Origin of the sequence: Enterobacter cloacae complex sp. P43RS, from assembly GCF_014930585.1 — a bacterium.
GTDB lineage: Bacteria > Pseudomonadota > Gammaproteobacteria > Enterobacterales > Enterobacteriaceae > Enterobacter > Enterobacter bugandensis.
Map to the genome: position 1 here is coordinate 588,165 of NZ_JADBRJ010000002.1, position 19,865 is coordinate 608,029.

General features: G+C 56.6%; 18 protein-coding genes. 10 read left to right on the forward strand and 8 right to left on the reverse strand.

What is annotated here, in order from left to right:
* The first annotated feature begins 5 nt into the window (after positions 1 to 5).
* The 4 genes from hpf (at position 6) to npr (ending at position 2,036) form a co-directional block, all read left to right on the forward strand.
* Positions 6 to 293, forward strand: a complete 288-nt coding sequence (gene hpf / locus IM294_RS06650) for a ribosome hibernation promoting factor (protein WP_014171818.1) — start codon at positions 6 to 8, stop codon at positions 291 to 293.
* 82 nt (positions 294 to 375) lie between these two features.
* A complete protein-coding gene (gene ptsN, locus IM294_RS06655; protein WP_008501443.1) occupies positions 376 to 867 on the forward strand; it encodes a PTS IIA-like nitrogen regulatory protein PtsN in 492 nt (163 codons plus the stop codon).
* 45 nt (positions 868 to 912) lie between these two features.
* Positions 913 to 1,767: an RNase adapter RapZ gene (gene rapZ, locus IM294_RS06660; RefSeq protein WP_014885397.1), complete on the forward strand. Its 855-nt coding sequence runs from the start codon at positions 913 to 915 to the stop codon at positions 1,765 to 1,767.
* Entirely contained in the window at positions 1,764 to 2,036 is a 273-nt protein-coding gene (npr, locus tag IM294_RS06665) for a PTS phosphocarrier protein NPr (RefSeq protein ID WP_025756690.1), read from the forward strand. Before rapZ ends, npr begins: the two co-directional genes overlap by 4 nt.
* Before the next feature lie 38 nt (positions 2,037 to 2,074).
* Here npr and mtgA read toward each other — a convergent pair whose 3' ends face one another.
* The 6 genes from mtgA to IM294_RS22235 form a co-directional block, all read right to left on the reverse strand.
* Positions 2,075 to 2,800, reverse strand: a complete 726-nt coding sequence (gene mtgA, locus IM294_RS06670; RefSeq protein ID WP_126817009.1) for a monofunctional biosynthetic peptidoglycan transglycosylase — start codon at positions 2,798 to 2,800, stop codon at positions 2,075 to 2,077.
* Complete coding sequence (elbB, locus tag IM294_RS06675; protein WP_048960849.1) at positions 2,797 to 3,450, reverse strand: isoprenoid biosynthesis glyoxalase ElbB; 654 nt, start codon at positions 3,448 to 3,450, stop codon at positions 2,797 to 2,799. Before elbB ends, mtgA begins: the two co-directional genes overlap by 4 nt.
* 232 nt (positions 3,451 to 3,682) lie before the next feature.
* The gene (arcB, locus tag IM294_RS06680) at positions 3,683 to 6,016 is read right to left on the reverse strand and encodes an aerobic respiration two-component sensor histidine kinase ArcB (protein WP_126817008.1); all 2,334 of its coding nucleotides are present in this window, start codon (positions 6,014 to 6,016) and stop codon (positions 3,683 to 3,685) included.
* Between the two features lie 135 nt (positions 6,017 to 6,151).
* Positions 6,152 to 7,234, reverse strand: coding sequence for an LPS export ABC transporter permease LptG (gene lptG, locus IM294_RS06685; protein ID WP_047367047.1), 1,083 nt, complete (start codon positions 7,232 to 7,234; stop codon positions 6,152 to 6,154).
* A complete protein-coding gene (lptF, locus tag IM294_RS06690) occupies positions 7,234 to 8,334 on the reverse strand; it encodes an LPS export ABC transporter permease LptF (RefSeq protein ID WP_028014576.1) in 1,101 nt (366 codons plus the stop codon). The genes lptG and lptF overlap by 1 nt, the downstream gene beginning before the upstream one ends.
* Positions 8,335 to 8,397: 63 nt before the next feature.
* Complete coding sequence (locus IM294_RS22235; RefSeq protein ID WP_213743486.1) at positions 8,398 to 8,457, reverse strand: hypothetical protein; 60 nt, start codon at positions 8,455 to 8,457, stop codon at positions 8,398 to 8,400.
* Positions 8,458 to 8,600: 143 nt separating this feature from the next.
* Between IM294_RS22235 and pepA the strand changes: the two genes are divergently transcribed.
* The 5 genes from pepA to IM294_RS06715 all read left to right on the forward strand — a co-directional run bounded on the left by pepA (position 8,601) and on the right by IM294_RS06715 (position 15,258).
* On the forward strand, positions 8,601 to 10,112 hold the full coding sequence (pepA, locus tag IM294_RS06695) for a leucyl aminopeptidase (protein ID WP_028014577.1): 1,512 nt from the start codon (positions 8,601 to 8,603) through the stop codon (positions 10,110 to 10,112).
* 117 nt (positions 10,113 to 10,229) lie between these two features.
* Positions 10,230 to 10,673, forward strand: coding sequence for a DNA polymerase III subunit chi (gene holC / locus IM294_RS06700; protein WP_003861884.1), 444 nt, complete (start codon positions 10,230 to 10,232; stop codon positions 10,671 to 10,673).
* Positions 10,673 to 13,528, forward strand: coding sequence for a valine--tRNA ligase (locus IM294_RS06705; protein ID WP_045630735.1), 2,856 nt, complete (start codon positions 10,673 to 10,675; stop codon positions 13,526 to 13,528). The genes holC and IM294_RS06705 overlap by 1 nt, the downstream gene beginning before the upstream one ends.
* A gap of 123 nt (positions 13,529 to 13,651) precedes the next feature.
* A complete protein-coding gene (locus tag IM294_RS06710; RefSeq protein WP_045630736.1) occupies positions 13,652 to 14,155 on the forward strand; it encodes a GNAT family N-acetyltransferase in 504 nt (167 codons plus the stop codon).
* Positions 14,156 to 14,238: 83 nt separating this feature from the next.
* Entirely contained in the window at positions 14,239 to 15,258 is a 1,020-nt protein-coding gene (locus tag IM294_RS06715; RefSeq protein ID WP_193360315.1) for an NAD(P)-dependent alcohol dehydrogenase, read from the forward strand.
* A gap of 46 nt (positions 15,259 to 15,304) precedes the next feature.
* On the opposite strand, the gene IM294_RS06720 is transcribed toward IM294_RS06715, so the two are convergent.
* Entirely contained in the window at positions 15,305 to 16,942 is a 1,638-nt protein-coding gene (locus tag IM294_RS06720) for a dihydroxyacetone kinase subunit DhaK (protein ID WP_193360316.1), read from the reverse strand.
* A gap of 137 nt (positions 16,943 to 17,079) precedes the next feature.
* Here IM294_RS06720 and IM294_RS06725 point away from each other — a divergent pair, with 137 nt between their 5' ends.
* Complete coding sequence (locus IM294_RS06725) at positions 17,080 to 18,582, forward strand: helicase HerA-like C-terminal domain-containing protein (RefSeq protein WP_126817003.1); 1,503 nt, start codon at positions 17,080 to 17,082, stop codon at positions 18,580 to 18,582.
* On the opposite strand, the gene IM294_RS06730 is transcribed toward IM294_RS06725, so the two are convergent.
* A complete protein-coding gene (locus IM294_RS06730; protein WP_126817377.1) occupies positions 18,562 to 19,503 on the reverse strand; it encodes a TIGR01212 family radical SAM protein in 942 nt (313 codons plus the stop codon). The genes IM294_RS06725 and IM294_RS06730 overlap by 21 nt on opposite strands.
* Positions 19,504 to 19,865: the final 362 nt, after the last annotated feature.

Here is a 19,865-nt window from a genome sequence, read left to right on the forward strand (position 1 = left end):
ACACTATGCAGCTCAATATCACAGGACATAACGTCGAGATTACTGAGGCTTTACGTGACTTCGTGAACGCTAAGTTCGCGAAACTCGAGCAGTATTTCGAAAGGATCAATCAGGTCTACGTTGTGTTAAAAGTGGAGAAAGTGACTCATATCTCGGATGCAACCCTGCATGTTAACGGGGGTGAACTCCATGCCAGTGCGGAAGGGCAAGACATGTACGCGGCTATCGACGGCTTGATTGACAAGCTTGCGCGACAGCTCAATAAACATAAAGATAAACTGAAACAACACTAATTGTCCGGGCAGTTAACGGGTGCAGGACGGCCTGTTGTGAAACACAACGGGCCATTTGTACAGTTAGCGCTTAGGTGAAATTATGATGAACAACGATTCCGCTCTTCAACTGAGCAATGTCCTTAACCAGGAATGTACCCGCAGTGCCGTTCACTGCCAGAGCAAAAAACGTGCGCTGGAGATCATCAGTGAATTAGCTGCAAAACAGCTGGGCCTGCCGCCGCAGGTGGTGTTCGAAGCCATTCTGACCCGTGAAAAGATGGGCAGTACCGGTATCGGCAACGGCATCGCGATCCCGCACGGCAAGCTGGAAGAGGACACCCTGCGTGCCGTCGGTGTGTTTGTGCAGCTGGAAACCCCAATCGCTTTTGACGCCATTGATAACCAGCCCGTCGATCTCCTCTTCGCGCTGTTGGTGCCTGCCGACCAGACCAAGACCCACCTGCATACGCTTTCGCTGGTTGCTAAACGTCTGGCGGATAAAACCATCTGCCGTCGACTGCGCTCAGCCCAAAGTGATGAAGAGCTTTATCAAATTATCACTGAAGCAGAAGGCAATCAGGATGACGCATAACCAGGTGATGGCCTTCACATCTGTTGTCCTGAGGAGAAACGGAACATGGTGCTGATGATTGTCAGCGGTCGTTCAGGGTCGGGGAAATCCGTTGCCCTGCGCGCGCTGGAAGACATGGGTTTTTACTGCGTCGATAACCTGCCGGTCGTGTTATTGCCCGATCTGGCACGCACGTTAGCGGAGAGACAAACCTCCGCCGCCGTCAGTATCGACGTTCGTAACATGCCGGAATCGCCAGAGATCTTCGAACAGGCAATGAGTAACCTGCCTGACGCGTTCTCGCCTCAGCTGCTGTTCCTTGATGCCGACCGCAATACCCTGATCCGCCGCTACAGCGACACCCGTCGTCTGCACCCGCTTTCCAGCAAGAATCTCTCGCTGGAGAGCGCCATCGACGAAGAGAGCGATCTGCTTGAGCCGCTGCGCTCACGTGCCGATCTGATTGTCGACACCTCAGAGATGTCCGTTCACGAGCTGGCGGAAATGCTGCGAACCCGGCTGCTGGGTAAACGCGAGCGCGAGCTGACGATGGTGTTCGAATCCTTCGGCTTTAAGCACGGTATTCCGATTGATGCGGACTATGTTTTCGACGTGCGCTTCCTGCCGAACCCGCACTGGGATCCCAAACTGCGTCCAATGACCGGTCTGGATAAGCCCGTGGCGGCGTTCCTCGACCGACACACTGAAGTTCACAATTTTATCTACCAGACGCGAAGCTACCTTGAGCTATGGTTACCTATGCTGGAGACAAACAATCGTAGCTACCTGACGGTGGCGATTGGCTGTACCGGCGGTAAACATCGTTCGGTCTACATCGCCGAACAGCTGGCCGACTATTTCCGCTCGCGCGGTAAGAACGTTCAGTCCCGTCATCGCACGCTGGAAAAACGTAAAACATGACAGTAAAACAAACCGTTGAGATCACCAATAAGCTGGGCATGCATGCACGCCCGGCGATGAAGCTGTTTGAGCTGATGCAGGGTTTCGATGCAGAAGTGCTGCTGCGTAATGACGAAGGCACCGAAGCGGAAGCCAACAGCGTGATTGCGCTGCTGATGCTGGACTCCGCCAAAGGGCGTCAGATTGAGGTTGAAGCCACCGGTCCTCAGGAAGAGGAAGCTCTGGCAGCGGTAGTTGCGCTGTTTAACGCCGGGTTCGACGAAGATTAGGCCTGCTATTCTGGCGGGTGGCGCTGCGCTTACCCGCCCTACATTAACGCATTTCTCTCCATAAATCCTTCCCCACCCAGCTGGCGCATCTGGCGCATGATCCACGCCTGACGGCTTCGCACGTACCCTGACGGGGCGCTGGCCTTGAAGCGGACAGGATTAGGCAGAACAGCCGCGAGCAGCGCCGCCTCCGACATGCTCAGCCTGCTGGCAGGTTTATTAAAATAGCGTTGTGATGCAGCTTCGACACCAAATACCCCGTCGCCGAACTCGGCGATATTAAGGTAAACGGTCAGAATACGCTTTTTGCTCCAGACCGTTTCCATTCCCAGGGTCAGGCCCGCTTCCAGCCCTTTTCGCACCCAGCTTCGGCCATCCCACAGGAACAGGTTTTTAGCCGTCTGCTGCGACAGCGTTGACGCACCGCGCACGCGGTTTTCGTGACGTTCGTTATGGGCCAGCGCCTTTTCAATCGCAGCCACATCGAACCCCCAGTGCTCCGGGAATTTCTGGTCTTCCGCCGCGATAACCGCCAGCCCCATGAACGGAGAAATTTCATCCATGCTCACCCAGTCAGAATGGGCAACATAGCCGAAATCACCGGAGAACCACGCGCTAAGCTGGCGCTCAACCATGACCGCTGAAAACGGTACCGGCAAAATGCTGAACACGGCCAGGCCGCCCCCCCAGAACACCGCCAGGACGAGAACGATGCGTAAAAGAAGGCGTTTCACCCATGCGCCTGCGGAAGACTGACGCCTCATTCCGTCAGCACCAGCACTCGGGCGACCAGCTTTTCAATGCCCACGGCGGCTTCCGCAATATTCTTCGCCAGCATATACGCGGGCGTGGTGACAACTTTGTTGTCTTCATCCACCACAATGTCATCGACCGGGCACGGAACGTGTTCGCCCCCCATATCCTCGACGACCTCTGCGGTATCAATATCGGTTCCGATCGTCAGCCGTAACGGAAAATCGAAAATATTTGGCAGCATGGCCGGTGCAATACAGATAAAGCCCAGCGGCTTGCCCGCGGCATGCATCGCCAGCGTCAGCGCTTTGAGATCAGGGTCCACCGTGCATGCGGCACCCTCAGCAGCAAAGGTGCTGAGATTTTTCGCGGCGCCGAAGCCGCCCGGCACAATGAGCGCATCCAGTTCAGCGGCATCTGCCTGCGCCAGCGGATGAATCTCTCCCCGGGCAATACGCGCGGCTTCAATCAGCACGTTACGCGTTTCGGCCATCGGCTCGCCGGTCAGATGGTTAATCACATCCGACTGATTTTTGTCGGGCGCAAAACAGATAACCTCTGCTCCCTGTTTTGTCAGGGCCAGCAGCGTGATTACGGCTTCATGTATTTCTGAACCATCAAAAACACCGCATCCGCTCAGGACAACACCAATTTTTTTCATCTTGACGATCCTTCTTTGCAACTCGCTGAAGCACATTAATAATTTTGATTAAAACGCTATGCTTCACACATTTCACTGATTCATGTAACAAACCATTTAAGATTTGCTATCTTATCTGCGTGCGGCCTAAATTTTTACGGCGGCGCCCATTAGAAAATTACTTTAAAAAACAGGCGCAGCCACGATTTCCCTGGTGTTGGCGCAGTATTCGCGCACCCCGGTCTAGCCGGGGTCATTTTTTTCTGGCATCCACCCAGGCTTTAAGCACCGCAACATCGTTCTGCCACTCTTGTTTCATCTCTTCAACCCAATCACCAACGTTATCTTCCCAAGCTGGTAAATCAGGCGACTGAATCTGTTGACCCAGCTGCTGCAGGTGGCGTAACCCGACCGAGCCGGCTGCGCCTTTGATTTTATGCCCTTCTTCCACGATGCCCTTCTGGTCACGCGCCGTCAGGTTTGACTCCAGCACGCTCAGATAACCCGGCATCATTTTTTCAAACACCGCGAGGCCGTCGGTAATCAGTTTCGGGCCGACCAGATCGATATACTGCTCCAGCATCGCGGTATCGAGTATCGTTTGGGCTTTTGCGCTATCAACAGACGTCATGGTGCTCTCCTCATCATCGTGGGTATCCCAGAACTTCTTGATCATGGCGGTCAGAGCAGGCACCGCCAGAGGCTTGCTGAGTACATCGTCCATACCGGCGTCGAGGTACTCTTTTTTATCTTTCAGCACGTTCGCCGTCAGCGCCACCAGCGGCGGCAGTTCATCAGCCGCGTACTGACGCGTCAGTTCACGCGAGATATCCAGCCCGGTCATATCCGGCAACTGGATATCCAGCAGAACGAGGTCATATTCACCCGGTGTAAACATTTCCAGCGCGGCTTTACCGGTCATCGCGACATCCACGCTGTTGCCCAGTTTTTCCAGCACCGAGCGCGCTACAATCACGTTAAGCTCAATATCCTCCACCAGCAGGACGTGCAGCGCAGGCAGCGGCATATCGTCGTTTTCAAAGGTATCCTCTACCTCTTCCGCCACCGCCGGCGCATGCACCGTCAGCGTGAAGGTTGACCCTTTGCCCGCCTGGCTGGCAACGGTGATGTCACCGCCCATGCTCTTCGCCAGCCGCTTAGACACCGCCAGGCCGATTCCGGTACCAGTGGCCGGTTTTCCGCCGTTGCTGTCCTTCACCTGGTAGTACATCGCGAAAATCTTGTCCTGCTCCTCCTGCGGAATACCAATCCCGGAGTCCTCCACCTCGAAGTGCAGCATGTCGCCGTCGTCATAGCGAATACGCACCGCCACCTGCCCCTTCTGGGTAAATTTCACCGCGTTGCTGATGAGGTTCCACAGGATCTGACGCAGGCGCGTGCCGTCGGTAATCACTTTATGCGGCAGCGGCAGGGTGGGATCCATGACAAAATTCAGCCCCTTCTGCTGGGCCTGCAGACCAGACAAGTTTTCCAGATCGGCAAGGAAGCTGGTGAAATCAACCGGCTGATTATCAAGCTGAACCTTTCGGCGTTCCATCTTATCCATGTCAATAATATCGTTGAAGATATTACCCAGCGTGACCGCCGAGACGTGAATCGTTTTGAGGTATTTTTCCTGCTCTGCGGTCAGGTCGGTGTCCAGCAGAATGCGGCTCAGCCCCACAATGCCGTTAAGCGGCGTACGAAGCTCATGGCTGATGGTGGAGATGAAGGTGGTCTTGTCGCGGCTGGCGCGCTCCAGTGCATCCTGATAGCGCTTACGCTCGGTAATATCACGGCCGAAGCCCATCAGGCCGTGGCGCTTCCCGACGCGGTCATAGTACGGCACCTTACGGATCTCAAAGCAGGCTTTGCGCCCGTCCGGGTAATCCAGCCACTGTTCGTAGGTCAGCGAGACGTTATGGCGGAACACTTTTTCGTCCGTCTCCATGACCTTGGCGGCCGCCTCTTCGGAGTAAACGTCCTGCGGCTTGAGGTGAATCAGCTGCTTCTCGCTTTTCCCGGTCAGGAGCTCCATCGCGCGGTTACAGCCTGAAAATTCTTTATCTTCGTTACGGTAGAATACCAGATCCGGCGAAGCATCCAGGAACGAACGCAGGAAGGAGGATTGCTGCTCAAGCTGGATCTGCGTCACCTCGCGCTCTTTCATTTCGATTTTCAGCTGTTCCAGCGTGGCCTGACGCTCTGCCTCCGCCTTCTCACGATCTGAAATTTCCTGATTCAACTGAGCAATGTTGTCTTTAAGCTGAACGTTGAGCTTCAGGTCGCGCTCGCGCATCTCCTCCAGCTTATCGACCAGTTTTGATAAGCGCTGACGGGACTCCTCCAGCTGTTCGACCACCACGGAAAGGAAATAGACCGCCCAGGGGGTAATGAGCAGGCCGAAGAAGATAGAGCGGATAACGTCGATACTCTCGACCTGACCATGCAGAACCATCGTAACGGCCATCTGCACGACAATCGCCAGAACGACCAGCGCCAGCGCCAGCAGCATGGAGAAACGCACCAGCCCAAGCTTCATCATCAGGTCGACGTAGTACTGGGCTAGCATTCGAATTTGCTTCATAGAGGATCCCTTCACGACTTTATCGCTCAATAATACTCAAATTCGAGGCGGGACGTTGAAGGTTGTGAGAAAAAGTGCGGGGTGAAACAGGAGATTAGCCTCGCCTCCGGTTCACCGGAAGCGAGGAGAGGTCAATCAGGAGCGTTTCAGCAGCAGCCAGAGGCTGATCAGGAAGAAGCTGGCGCTCGGCAGCAGCGCACCGATAATCGGCGGGATGCCATAAACCAGCGTCAGCGGACCGAAGATCTGATCGAGTACATAGAAGACAAAGCCGAAGCTAATACCGGTCACGACGCGCACGCCCATCGGCACGCTACGCAGCGGGCCGAAGATAAACGACAGCGCCATCAGCATCATCACCGCCACGGACATCGGCTGGAAGATTTTGCTCCACATGTTGAGCTGATAGCGTCCGGCATCCTGCCCGCTCGACTTCAGGTACTTCACATAGTTGTGCAAGCCGCTGATAGAGAGCGCGTCAGGATCCAGCGCAACAACCCCGAGCTTATCCGGCGTGAGGTTGGTCTTCCAGGTGCCGGTCACCGTCTGTGACCCGGTAATCTGTTTTGGATCGGTCAGGTCAGATTCATCAACCTGCGACAAACGCCACTGCTTATGTTCAGCGTCAAACTTCGCGGAAGAGGCGTGTCGGACAGACTCCAGACGGCGCTGGTCGTTGAACGCGTAGATGCTCACCCCGCCCAGTTCATCATCACCCTTTACCCGTTCGATGTAGACGAAGTTTTTCCCGTCTTTCGCCCATAAACCTTGCTGAGTCGAGAGCAGTGAACCACCGTACATTGCCTGAGCACGATAGTTACGCGCCATCTGCTCGCCCTGCGGTGCCACCCACTCGCCAATCGCCATGGTCAACAACACCAGCGGGATTGCGGTTTTCATTACCGACAGCGCAACCTGCATACGGGTAAAGCCTGAGGCCTGCATCACCACCAGCTCGCTGCGCTGAGCCAGCATCCCCAGCCCCAGCAGCGCGCCCAGCAGGGCCGCCATCGGGAAGAAGATCTGCACATCTTTTGGCACGCTGAGCAGGGTGTACATCCCCGCCCCCATCGCGTCATAGCTGCCCTGCCCGGCTTTTTTCAGCTGATCGACAAATTTGATAATGCCGGAGAGCGACACCAGCATGAACAACGTCATCATGATGGTGGTGAAAATGGTTTTACCGATATAGCGATCAAGAACGCCAAACGCCTGCATTAGATGGCTCCTTTACGCGAGAATCGGGCACGTATGCGGCGCACAGGCACCGTATCCCACAGGTTTAATCCCAGCGCCAGTAAGATGTACAGGCTGTTAACGAACCACGTCCAGACCATCGGATCCAGCTTACCCTTCGCGCCGTTAGAGCGAATCGAGGTTTGCAGCAGGAAGTAGATCAGGTAAAGCAGCATCGCTGGCAGCATAGAGAGCACGCGGCCCTGGCGCGGGTTCACCACGCTCAGCGGCACGACAATCAGTGCCATCATAAACACGGTGAATACGAGCGTAATACGCCAGTGGAACTCAGCCCGCGCTCTGTCGGTATCGGTATTCCACAGCGTGCGCATATCCATTTGCTCGGTATCCGTCGGATCGAGCGCCACCGCCTGATGACCAATAATGGCCTGATAGTTCTGGAAATCCGTAATACGGAAGTCACGCAGCATCGCGGTGCCTTCGAATCGGGTGCCTTTATTCAGCGTGACGACCTGAGAACCGTCTTTGCGCTGAGAAAGCTGTCCAGAATCGGCAACCACCACTGACGGACGCGCGTTACCTTTAGGACGCAGCTGCGCCAGGAATACATCGTTGAATTTACTGCCGTCAACGCTCTCAATAAACAGCACGGAGTTTCCGTCAGTTGCCTGCTGGAACTGCCCCTGCGCGAGCGCCGCCATGCCGGGGTTTGCTTTCGCCTCGGCCAGCACTTCGTCCTGATGACGGGAAGACATAGGGCCCGCCCACATCACATTCACCGCCGCAACAATGCCCGTGAACAGCGCCAGTATCATCGCCGCTTTCACCAGTACGGCTTTACTCAGGCCGCAGGCATGCATCACCGTAATTTCACTCTCGGTGTACAGCTTACCGAGGGTCATGAGCAGGCCGAGGAATAGACTCAGCGGCAGAATAAGCTGCGCCATTTCCGGGATCCCCAGCCCAAGCAGGGAAAGCACCAGATTCGTTGGAATTTCGCCGTCAACGGCCGCACCGAGGATCTTAACCAGCTTCTGACAGAAAAAAATCAGCAGCAGGATGAAGAGGATCGCCAGTTGGCTTTTGAGCGTCTCCCGCACCAGATATCTTATGATTATCACTTTAAATACGCCCGTAAAAACCCGTCTCTTTGCTGGAAAATCGCTTGTTTCATGGCTTAAACGTCATTTATTCTCTTGAGTCGTCGAAATCGTCGCTAAGATTAAAACATCCGGCGGATTCACGCTTCAGGACTTTTTCTGACGTGTCGAAACCGTAGTAACGTAAGATTAACACGAAGTCACCACAACAGCGGACATGAGTTACGAAAGGTTTCAATTCTATCCGTAGCAGCCGCCGTTGTCTTTAAGATTCAGGAGCGTAGTGCATGGAGTTCAGTGTAAAAAGCGGTAGCCCGGAGAAACAGCGGAGTGCCTGCATCGTTGTGGGCGTCTTTGAACCGCGCCGACTCTCCCCGATCGCCGAGCAACTCGATAAAATCAGTGACGGCTATATCAGCGCCCTGCTGCGCCGTGGCGAACTGGAAGGCAAACCTGGGCAGACGCTGTTACTGCACCATGTTCCGAACGTCCTGTCAGAGCGTATTCTGCTGATTGGCTGCGGCAAAGAGCGCGAGCTGGATGAACGTCAGTATAAGCAGGTTATTCAGAAAACCATTAATACGCTGAATGACACCGGTTCAATGGAAGCCGTCTGCTTCCTGACCGAGTTGCACGTCAAAGGCCGTAACACCTACTGGAAAGTGCGTCAGGCCGTCGAAACGGCAAAAGAGAGCCTTTACAGCTTCGATCAGCTTAAGACCAACAAAAGCGAGCCGCGTCGCCCGCTGCGCAAAATGGTCTTTAACGTGCCAACCCGTCGCGAACTGACCAGCGGCGAGCGCGCCATCCAGCATGGTCTGGCGATTGCCGCCGGTATCAAAGCGGCAAAAGATCTCGGCAACATGCCGCCAAACATCTGTAACGCCGCCTACCTCGCCTCTCAGGCGCGCCAGCTGGCTGACTCCTACAGCAAAAACGTCATCACCCGCGTCATCGGCGAACAGCAGATGAAAGAGCTGGGGATGCACTCTTATCTGGCGGTGGGTAACGGCTCGCAGAACGAATCCCTGATGTCGGTCATCGAATACAAAGGCAACCCGTCTGAAGACGCGCGTCCGATCGTGCTCGTCGGTAAAGGGCTGACCTTTGACTCCGGCGGTATCTCCATCAAGCCTTCAGAAGGCATGGACGAGATGAAGTACGACATGTGCGGCGCGGCGGCGGTTTACGGCGTCATGCGCATGGTTGCGGAGCTTCAGCTGCCCATCAACGTAATCGGCGTGCTGGCAGGCTGCGAAAACATGCCTGGCGGTCGCGCGTATCGTCCGGGCGACGTCCTGACCACCATGTCCGGCCAGACCGTTGAAGTGCTGAATACCGACGCCGAAGGCCGTCTGGTACTCTGTGACGTGTTGACCTACGTTGAGCGCTTCGAGCCAGAAGCGGTTATCGACGTGGCCACCCTGACCGGTGCCTGCGTGATTGCCCTGGGCCATCACATCACCGGCCTGATGTCGAACCACAACCCGCTGGCGCACGAGCTTATCGGCGCGTCCGAGCAGGCCGGTGACCGCGCATGGCGTCTGCCGCTGGGTGACGAGTATCAGGAACAGCTGGAGTCTAACTTTGCGGACATGGCTAACATTGGTGGTCGTCCTGGCGGCGCAATTACCGCAGGCTGCTTCCTGGCGCGCTTCACCCGTAAATATAACTGGGCGCACCTGGATATCGCGGGTACCGCATGGCGCTCCGGTAAAGCCAAAGGCGCTACCGGACGTCCGGTGGCCCTGCTGTCGCAGTTCCTGCTTAATCGTGCGGGTTTTAACGGCGACGAGTGATGTAATGTGCCGGGTGGCGGCTTCGCCTTACCCGGCCTACACGCCACTCAACCGTAGGCCGGGTAAGCGAAGCGCCACCCGGCTTTGCATTTAAATCCACGACAAGAAGCCCCATATATGAAGAATGCAACGTTCTACCTTCTGGACAACGACACCCATCAGGATGGCCTCAGCGCCGTTGAACAGCTGGTGTGTGAAATTGCCGCAGAACGTTGGCGCGCAGGTAAACGCGTACTGATTGCCTGTGAAGATGAGCAGCAGGCGATTCGCCTGGATGAAGCGCTATGGGCGCGCCCGCCGGAAAGTTTTGTTCCGCATAACCTGTCGGGCGAAGGTCCACGCGGCGGGGCACCGGTCGAAATTGCCTGGCCGCAAAAGCGCAACAGCAGCGCGCGCGATATTCTCATTAGCCTGCGGACAGACTTTGCAGATTTTGCCACCGCTTTCACAGAAGTGGTAGACTTTGTCCCTTACGAAGAATCCTTGAAACAACTGGCGCGCGAACGCTATAAAGCGTACCGCCTGGCCGGTTTTAACCTGAATACGGCAACCTGGAAATAATGGAAAAGACATATAACCCACGCGATATCGAACAGCCGCTTTACGAGCACTGGGAACAGCAGGGCTATTTCAAGCCTAACGGCGACGAAAGCAAAGAGTCCTTCTGCATCATGATCCCGCCGCCGAACGTCACCGGCAGTTTGCATATGGGGCATGCTTTCCAGCAGACCATCATGGACACCATGATCCGCTACCAGCGCATGCAGGGCAAAAACACCCTGTGGCAGGCAGGGACTGACCACGCGGGTATCGCGACCCAGATGGTGGTTGAGCGTAAAATTGCCGCTGAAGAAGGTAAAACTCGTCACGACTACGGTCGCGATGCGTTCATCGACAAAATCTGGCAGTGGAAGGCAGAATCCGGCGGCACCATTACCCGTCAGATGCGCCGTCTCGGAAACTCCGTGGACTGGGAGCGCGAGCGCTTCACCATGGACGAAGGCCTGTCCAACGCCGTAAAAGAAGTGTTCGTCCGTCTGTACAAAGAAGACCTGATTTACCGCGGCAAACGCCTGGTAAACTGGGACCCGAAACTGCGCACCGCAATTTCTGACCTGGAAGTGGAAAACCGCGAGTCTAAAGGCTCCATGTGGCACATCCGCTATCCGCTGGCCGACGGCGCAAAAACCGCAGACGGTAAAGATTACCTGGTGGTGGCGACCACCCGTCCGGAAACCCTGCTGGGCGATACCGGCGTGGCCGTTAACCCGGAAGATCCGCGTTATAAAGATCTGATCGGCAAATTTGTGGTGCTGCCGCTGGTGAACCGCCGCATTCCGATTGTGGGCGACGAACACGCCGACATGGAAAAAGGCACCGGCTGCGTGAAAATCACCCCGGCGCACGACTTCAACGACTATGAAGTGGGTCGTCGTCACGCCCTGCCGATGATCAACATTCTGACCTTCGACGGCGATATCCGCGAAAGCGCAGAGGTGTACGATACCAAAGGCAACGAATCCGACGTTTACTCCAGCGAGATCCCGGCTGAGTTCCAGAAGCTGGAGCGCTTTGCCGCACGTAAAGCCATCGTAGCCGCCGTTGATGCCCTCGGCCTGCTGGAAGAGATTAAGCCTCACGATCTGACCGTGCCGTACGGCGACCGTGGCGGCGTGGTTATTGAGCCAATGCTGACCGACCAGTGGTACGTCCGCGCCGACGTGCTGGCAAAACCGGCTGTGGAAGCGGTTGAGAACGGCAGCATTCAGTTCGTGCCGAAGCAGTACGAAAACATGTACTTCTCCTGGATGCGCGACATTCAGGACTGGTGTATCTCCCGTCAGCTGTGGTGGGGTCACCGCATCCCGGCATGGTACGACAACGAAGGCAACGTCTACGTTGGCCGTAGCGAAGACGAAGTGCGTCAGGAAAATAACCTGAGCGCTGACGTGGCCCTGCGCCAGGATGAAGACGTTCTGGATACCTGGTTCTCCTCCGCGCTGTGGACCTTCTCTACCCTCGGCTGGCCGGAAAACACCGACGCGCTGCGTCAGTTCCACCCTACCAGCGTAATGGTGTCCGGCTTCGACATTATCTTCTTCTGGATTGCCCGCATGATCATGATGACCATGCACTTCATCAAAGACGAAGACGGCAAGCCGCAGGTTCCGTTCCATACCGTCTACATGACCGGCCTTATCCGCGACGACGAAGGGCAGAAAATGTCCAAGTCCAAGGGTAACGTGATTGACCCGCTGGACATGGTTGACGGGATCTCCCTGGAAGACCTGCTGGAAAAACGTACCGGCAACATGATGCAGCCGCAGCTGGCTGAGAAAATCCGCAAGCGTACCGAGAAGCAGTTCCCGAACGGGATCGAATCTCACGGTACCGACGCCCTGCGCTTCACCCTGGCGGCGCTGGCCTCTACCGGCCGCGACATCAACTGGGACATGAAGCGTCTTGAAGGTTACCGTAACTTCTGTAACAAGCTGTGGAACGCCAGCCGCTTCGTGCTGATGAACACCGAAGATCAGGACTGCGGCTTCAACGGCGGCGAGATGACCCTGTCTCTGGCGGACCGCTGGATCCTGGCGGAATTTAACCAGACGGTGAAAGCCTTCCGCGAGGCGCTGGACAGCTACCGCTTCGATATCGCAGCGGGCATTCTGTATGAATTCACCTGGAACCAGTTCTGTGACTGGTATCTGGAGCTGGCGAAGCCAGTCATGAACGGCGGTTCTGAAGCAGAGCTGCGCGGCACGCGCAACACGCTGATTACCGTTCTGGAAGGCCTGCTGCGCCTGGCGCATCCGGTCATTCCATTCATCACCGAAACCATCTGGCAGCGCGTGAAGGTCATTGCGGGCATCAACGCCGATACCATCATGCTGCAGCCGTTCCCGGAATTCGATGCGGCTAAGGTTGATGAAGCCGCGTCTGCGGATACCGAGTGGCTGAAGCAGGCGATCGTTGCGGTACGTAACATCCGTGCCGAAATGAACATCGCCCCGGGTAAACCACTGGAGCTGCTGCTGCGTGGCTGCAGCGACGCTGCCGTTCGTCGCGTCACCGAGAACAACACCTTCCTGAAAACCATGGCGCGTCTGGAAAGCATCACCGTGCTGCCTGCCGATGACAAAGGTCCGGTTTCCGTGACTAAAATCATCGACGGTGCGGAGCTGCTGATCCCGATGGCAGGCCTGGTCGACAAAGATGCAGAGCTGGCGCGTCTGGCGAAAGAAGTGGCGAAAGTCGACGTGGAAATTGGCAAAATCGAAAGCAAGCTGGCGAACGAAGGCTTTGTGGCCCGCGCGCCGGAAGCGGTCATTGCCAAAGAGCGTGAGCGTCTGGTTGCCTTCGCCGATGCGAAGACCAAACTGATCGAGCAGCAGGCCGTTATCGCGGCCCTGTAATGCTTTTACCCCTTACGCTTCAGGGCGTAAGGGGTAACCTTCCTGAAAACTCCTCGCTTGCACTCCCTTTTCTGCGGTGCTATTAACAGCAACTGTGTGTCAATTTTTGTAATGAGTAATGCTATGAGCGTGATTACCCCCGTCGCGACGACGATGCGTCGGATCACTGAGCAGGACAATCCGGCTATCGCCGCCGTTATCCGCACCGTTTCTGCAGAGTTTGGGCTGACGGCGGATAAAGGTTATACCGTTGCCGACCCGAATCTTGACGAACTGTTTAAGCTGTACAGCCAGCCGGGCCACGCCTACTGGGTCATTGAGCAGGACGGCCAGGTTGTGGGCGGCGGCGGCGTTGCACCGCTGAGCTGCAGCGAGCCGGATATCTGTGAGCTGCAGAAAATGTATTTCCTGCCGTCGGTTCGTGGACAGGGTCTGGCGAAGAAGCTGGCGCTGGTCGCCATGGAGCACGCGCGCAATCAGGGTTTTAAACGCTGCTACCTCGAAACCACCGCCTTCCTCAAAGAGGCCATCGGCCTGTATGAACATCTGGGCTTTGAGCATATCGATGCGCCGCTGGGCTGCACGGGCCACGTTGACTGCGAAGTCAGAATGCTGAAAAGTCTGTAAGTTTCGTTCCTGCCCCCTTCTGTTAAGCGGCTGTAAACTGAATGCTCTACACTCTCAGTTCACACCACAACGGGGGAAACACGATGTCGAAGATAAAAAGCTACGCCGCACCGCAGGCGGGTGCAGAACTTGAGCTGTACGAGTACGATGCGGGCGAACTAAAAGCAGAAGACGTCGAAGTACAGGTTGATTACTGCGGGGTCTGCCACTCAGATCTCTCGATGATCGACAACGAATGGGGCTTCTCCAGCTATCCGCTGGTTGCCGGGCACGAAGTGATTGGCCGCGTCGTCGCGCTCGGCAGCGCCGCGCAGGACAAAGGGCTGAAGGTTGGCCAGCGCGTGGGCATTGGCTGGACAGCACGCAGCTGCGGCCACTGCGACGCCTGTATCAGCGGCAACCAGATCAACTGCCTTGAAGGCGCAGTGCCCGCCATCCTGAACAAGGGCGGTTTTGCCGATAAGCTGCGCGCCGACTGGCAATGGGTCATCCCGCTGCCGGACAGCATTGATATTGAATCTGCTGGTCCACTGCTGTGCGGCGGGATCACCGTCTTTAAACCGCTGCTGATGCACCACGTCACCGCCACCAGCCGCGTGGGCGTGATCGGTATCGGCGGTCTGGGCCACATCGCCATCAAGCTGCTGCACGCGATGGGCTGTGAAGTGACGGCGTTTAGCTCGAACCCGGCGAAGGAGAAAGAAGTGCTGGCAATGGGCGCGGACAAAGTCGTGAACAGCCGCGATCCGGACGCGCTGAACGCGCTGGCTGGGCAGTTTGACCTGATCATCAACACCGTGAACGTCGATCTCAACTGGCAGCCGTACTTTGAAGCGCTGGCCTACGGCGGTAACTTCCACACCGTGGGTGCGGTGATGAAGCCGCTGCCGGTTCCGGCCTTTACCCTGATCGGCGGGGATCGCAGCGTGTCAGGCTCCGCGACCGGTACGCCATACGAGCTGCGCAAGCTGATGAAGTTTGCCGGCCGCACCAAAGTGATGCCGACCACCGAGCTGTATCCAATGTCGAAAATTAACGAAGCCATCCAGCACGTGCGCGACGGCAAAGCCCGTTATCGCGTGGTGTTGAAAGCGGATTTCTGATATGAGTTTGCCGGGTGACGGCTTCGCCTGACCCGGCCTACTTTTGCTACTGCGCCAATATATTAAACACTTCCGCCACCGCGACCGCCCCCGGGTCCATTACCCCATCCAGATTCTCTTTATTCACATACGATGAGCGCCCTGCTCCGGCTTTCGCCATTTTCGCCGTTGCCTCCGCTCCCTGCTGCGCAGCCTGCGCTGCCGCCTGAAGATCTTTTTTCTTCAAGGCTTCCAGCGCCGGTTGCAGCGCATCGATCAGCGTACGATCGCCGAGATCTGCCCCGCCATACTGCTTCATCTGCGCCAGTCCGCTCAGCAATGCTTCAGGTAGCGGCTGTCCATCGTGAAGCTTTTGCCCCGCCGCCGTGAAGAAGATCGACATGAGTACACCGCTCGATCCGCCCATCACCGTGGCCAGTCGTTCCCCCACCAGCAACAGCAGCTTAGGTACGTCATTCAGCGGGAGAGTGTTTTCTTCCATGCGCTGCGCAATATCCCGTGCACCTTGCGCAAACGTAGAGCCGGTATCGCCATCGCCCACTTTGGCATCCAGCGCATTCAGGCAGTTTTCAAGCTGTATGAGCGTCTTCGTCACCTGTGAAACAGACTCCTTCACCTGCGGATTGTCGGACGCGGCATATTCCACGCTATCGTGAATAGCGCTTTGCGGAACGGTACGCAGAGGGGCAAACGCCACAGGCTTCTGCCAGCCCAGCGTCTCGACCTCGGCGTGAATCGCCTTTTCAAAGTAATCGTTGAGCTTTAGCAGCGTCAGAGAAAAGCCCTTCATATCCAGCGCGCTCACCAGCGGCGCAGGGCCAATCAGGTACGCAATATTCTCTTTCAGCGCTGAATGTGCCAGCTCTTTGGTGAGCAAAGCCATCTCCAGCGCGGACACGCCGCCGAGGTTGTTGATCAGCACCGCGAAACGCCCCTCGCCCGCCTGCGCTTTGAGCGGCGACACCAGCGTGTCGATAATCGCTTTGCTGTTTTGCGTATCAACCACCGAGGCACCCGGCTCCCCGTGGATCCCCAGCCCCAGCTCGACATGGCCCTGCTTGATGCGCCCCTCTTCATCGTCGCTGCCCGGCAGGTTGCAGGTTTGCATCGCAACGCCCAGGCTCCAGAGGTTATCGCAGGCCTGCTGCGCAATATCCCGCACCTCGCTCAGCGATTTTCCTTGCTCCGCTGCATAGCCCGCAATCTTGTGCACCAGCGCCGTGCCGGCAATGCCGCGCGGCTGCTTGTTGTCGGGCAGCGCGATATCGTCCGCCACAATCACCATCTCGACCTTCAGGCCGTAGCGTTTGGCCTTTTCTGCCGCCAGGCCAAAGTTAAGCCGGTCACCGGTATAGTTTTTGACGATCAGCAGGCAGCCGCGATCGCCCGTCACCGCCACAATAGCGTTCAGCACCGCATCCACGCTCGGGGAGGCGAACAGATCGCCACACACTGCCGCAGTCAGCATGCCTTTACCGACAAATCCGGCGTGCGCCGGTTCGTGCCCGGAGCCACCGCCGGAGATCACCGCCACGCGGCTTTTATCCCAGTCGCCGCGGGCGACAACCCTGATAGCTGGATCGATATCAAGTTTGACGAGATTCGCATGTGGCGCAGAAAGCAGTATGCCTTCAATGGCGTCATTGACCAGCTGTTTGCGATCGTTAAAGAAGAATCTGGACATTGTTTTCCACTATTTTATGAACCGTATGCAAAAGCATAGTCCGCGCTGGACAATGCGCCGCAAAGTCAGCAATTTACTCAACCATTTTGCCGTCAGGTTGCCTATACTCCACCCAGGACTAAGAGAGGAAGCGCATCATGAGTACACCATTGTTAATTGCCCGGACGCTGGAAAAAGAGCTGTATCTACTGCCCGCGATGGCGAACCGCCACGGTCTGATTACCGGCGCCACCGGCACAGGGAAAACAGTCACTCTCCAGAAGCTGGCGGAGTCACTTTCAGAGATTGGCGTGCCGGTCTTTATGGCTGACGTAAAAGGCGATTTAACCGGTGTGGCTCAGGAGGGTACCGCTTCTGAAAAACTGCTCGAACGACTGAAGAATATTGGCATTACGGACTGGACGCCGCACGGCAACCCGGTGGTGGTCTGGGACATCTTCGGTGAGAAAGGCCACCCGGTACGCGCCACCGTTTCCGATCTCGGCCCGCTGCTGCTGGCCCGCCTGCTCAACCTCAACGACGTGCAGTCCGGCGTGCTGAACATCATCTTCCGTATCGCCGACGATCAGGGGCTGCTGCTGCTCGATTTCAAAGATCTGCGCGCCATTACCCAGTACATCGGCGATAACGCCAAATCTTTCCAGAACCAGTACGGCAATATCAGCAGCGCCTCTGTCGGTGCCATTCAGCGTGGGCTACTGACGCTGGAGCAGCAGGGCGCCGAACACTTCTTCGGCGAGCCGATGCTGGATATTAAAGACTGGATGCGCGCCGACAGCAGCGGCAAAGGCATCATCAACATTCTGAGTTCAGAGAAGCTCTACCAGATGCCAAAGCTTTACGCCGCCAGCCTGCTGTGGATGCTCTCTGAGCTGTACGAGCAGTTACCGGAAGCGGGCGATCTGGAAAAACCCAAACTGGTCTTCTTCTTTGACGAAGCACACCTGCTGTTTAACGACGCGCCGCAGGTGCTGCTGGATAAAATTGAACAGGTTATACGCCTGATCCGCTCCAAAGGGGTCGGCGTCTGGTTTGTGTCGCAAAACCCGTCGGATATTCCTGACAATGTGCTGGGCCAGCTGGGTAACCGCGTGCAGCACGCCCTGCGCGCCTTTACGCCGAAGGATCAGAAAGCGGTGAAAGCCGCCGCGCAAACCATGCGTGCCAATCCGGCCTTTGATACCGAAGCCGCGATTCAGGCGCTGGGCACCGGTGAAGCACTGATCTCGTTCCTGGATGCCAAGGGCAGCCCGTCCGTGGTGGAACGCGCAATGGTTATCGCGCCCTGCTCGCGCATGGGGCCGGTTACCGACGATGAACGTAACAGCCTGATTAATCACTCCCCGGTGTACGGCAAGTATGAAGACGAAGTGGATCGGGAGTCTGCGTTCGAGATGCTGCAAAAAGGGGTACAGGCAACCACCGAATCGCAGGATGCTCCACCCGCTAAGGGCCAGTCAGTCGCAGTGGATGACGGCATTCTCGGCGGGCTAAAAGACATTTTGTTTGGCACAACCGGACCGCGCGGCGGCAAGCGCGACGGCGTGGTACAGACTATGGCGAAAAGCGCCGCGCGGCAGGTCACCAATCAGATTGTGCGCGGCATGCTGGGGAGTCTGCTAGGCGGCCGCCGTCGGTAGACGGGGAACCCACGGGCGGCCCAGCGCCGAACCCTGTACGCCGTTTTCCTGAAGATAGCGGTCGATTTCCACCATCCCCGTCCACCGGTTCTCGCACCAGAGCGGTGCCAGAAGCGTTGGACGGCGGGCGCTGGCGGAGATGCGGTGGTAGACAATCTCCGGAGGCGTGTGGCGAATCATCTCTCCCGCCGTCACCGTATAGTCGTCGAGTTCGATACTGCTTAACCGACCGGCTTCCCAGGCTTTCGCCATTATGCTTCCCTTCACGATATGCAGCGGGTGCAGCTTAATGCCGTCTACGCCGGTTTCAACGACTTTTTCCAGCGTCTCCAGGCTGTGCTGCTGCCCTTCTCCGGGCAAGCCGACAATCAAATGCGAACAGACTTTCAGGCCACGCTCGCGGGCGAGACGCGTGGTGCGCTGGTAGCAGGCGAAATCATGCCCGCGATTGATACGGTGCAGGGTTTTGTCGTGCGCGGTCTGCAGGCCCAGCTCCAGCCAGATCTCATAGCCCTTCTCTCTGTACTCGCTAAGTAAATCCAGCACCGTATCCGGTACGCAGTCCGGGCGCGTCCCCACGCACAGCCCGACAATGTTCGCCTGAGCAACCGCCTGCTGATACATGGAACGCAGCACCTGCACCTCCGCCCACGTGCTGGTGTAGGCCTGGAAATAGGCCAGATACTGCTTCGCGCGGTTCACCAGGCTGGCCTGATGGGCGAGCTGTTCCGCGATGGATTTATGCTGCTGGGCTTCGTCAGCAAACGACGCAACGTTACAGAAGGTGCAGCCGCCGCGCCCGATGGTGCCGTCGCGATTCGGGCAGCTAAAGCCGCCGTGCAGCGTCAGCTTATGCACCTTTTGACCGTACCGCTGCAAAAGATCCCCACCAAACATATTGACTAATTTCTGTAACTGCATAATCTGATAGACCGTCCCGAAGAAAGGGGACAAGCCTGCCATTTTTAGCCTCTGTCGGCGATGACCTGGATCAATCGCCCTGGACGGCCTTTATCTATTTGAATAAATAATCACGATTACCGAGATTTCATTCACCCGCCACGTAATTACTTTTCCTTATGTCCTGATGGTTTTTTTCATTTATAGCGCCAGGACTGAAAAACAGTGATTTTATGCGGGTTCGAAGACTGCGCCAGATTATTATTCTGCCATAAATCCGCATTTCAGCACGCTGCATCAATAATACCGCTTTCATATAGTGAGTCAGATCACACTCCCCTGCACCTTCCTGGCGCTTTCAGCGGTTGTAAAATTAGTAAAAT

Excerpts from the sequence above, each read along its gene's own strand:
- hpf (WP_014171818.1), top strand. The coding sequence starts at position 6 with ATGCAGCTCAATATCACAGGACATAACGTCGAGATTACTGAGGCTTTA.
- ptsN (WP_008501443.1), top strand. The coding sequence starts at position 376 with ATGATGAACAACGATTCCGCTCTTCAACTGAGCAATGTCCTTAACCAG.
- rapZ (WP_014885397.1), top strand. The coding sequence starts at position 913 with ATGGTGCTGATGATTGTCAGCGGTCGTTCAGGGTCGGGGAAATCCGTT.
- npr (WP_025756690.1), top strand. The coding sequence starts at position 1,764 with ATGACAGTAAAACAAACCGTTGAGATCACCAATAAGCTGGGCATGCAT.
- mtgA (WP_126817009.1), bottom strand. The coding sequence starts at position 2,800 with ATGAGGCGTCAGTCTTCCGCAGGCGCATGGGTGAAACGCCTTCTTTTA.
- elbB (WP_048960849.1), bottom strand. The coding sequence starts at position 3,450 with ATGAAAAAAATTGGTGTTGTCCTGAGCGGATGCGGTGTTTTTGATGGT.
- arcB (WP_126817008.1), bottom strand. The coding sequence starts at position 6,016 with ATGAAGCAAATTCGAATGCTAGCCCAGTACTACGTCGACCTGATGATG.
- lptG (WP_047367047.1), bottom strand. The coding sequence starts at position 7,234 with ATGCAGGCGTTTGGCGTTCTTGATCGCTATATCGGTAAAACCATTTTC.
- pepA (WP_028014577.1), top strand. The coding sequence starts at position 8,601 with ATGGAGTTCAGTGTAAAAAGCGGTAGCCCGGAGAAACAGCGGAGTGCC.
- holC (WP_003861884.1), top strand. The coding sequence starts at position 10,230 with ATGAAGAATGCAACGTTCTACCTTCTGGACAACGACACCCATCAGGAT.
- IM294_RS06705 (WP_045630735.1), top strand. The coding sequence starts at position 10,673 with ATGGAAAAGACATATAACCCACGCGATATCGAACAGCCGCTTTACGAG.
- IM294_RS06710 (WP_045630736.1), top strand. The coding sequence starts at position 13,652 with ATGAGCGTGATTACCCCCGTCGCGACGACGATGCGTCGGATCACTGAG.
- IM294_RS06715 (WP_193360315.1), top strand. The coding sequence starts at position 14,239 with ATGTCGAAGATAAAAAGCTACGCCGCACCGCAGGCGGGTGCAGAACTT.
- IM294_RS06720 (WP_193360316.1), bottom strand. The coding sequence starts at position 16,942 with ATGTCCAGATTCTTCTTTAACGATCGCAAACAGCTGGTCAATGACGCC.
- IM294_RS06725 (WP_126817003.1), top strand. The coding sequence starts at position 17,080 with ATGAGTACACCATTGTTAATTGCCCGGACGCTGGAAAAAGAGCTGTAT.
- IM294_RS06730 (WP_126817377.1), bottom strand. The coding sequence starts at position 19,503 with ATGCAGTTACAGAAATTAGTCAATATGTTTGGTGGGGATCTTTTGCAG.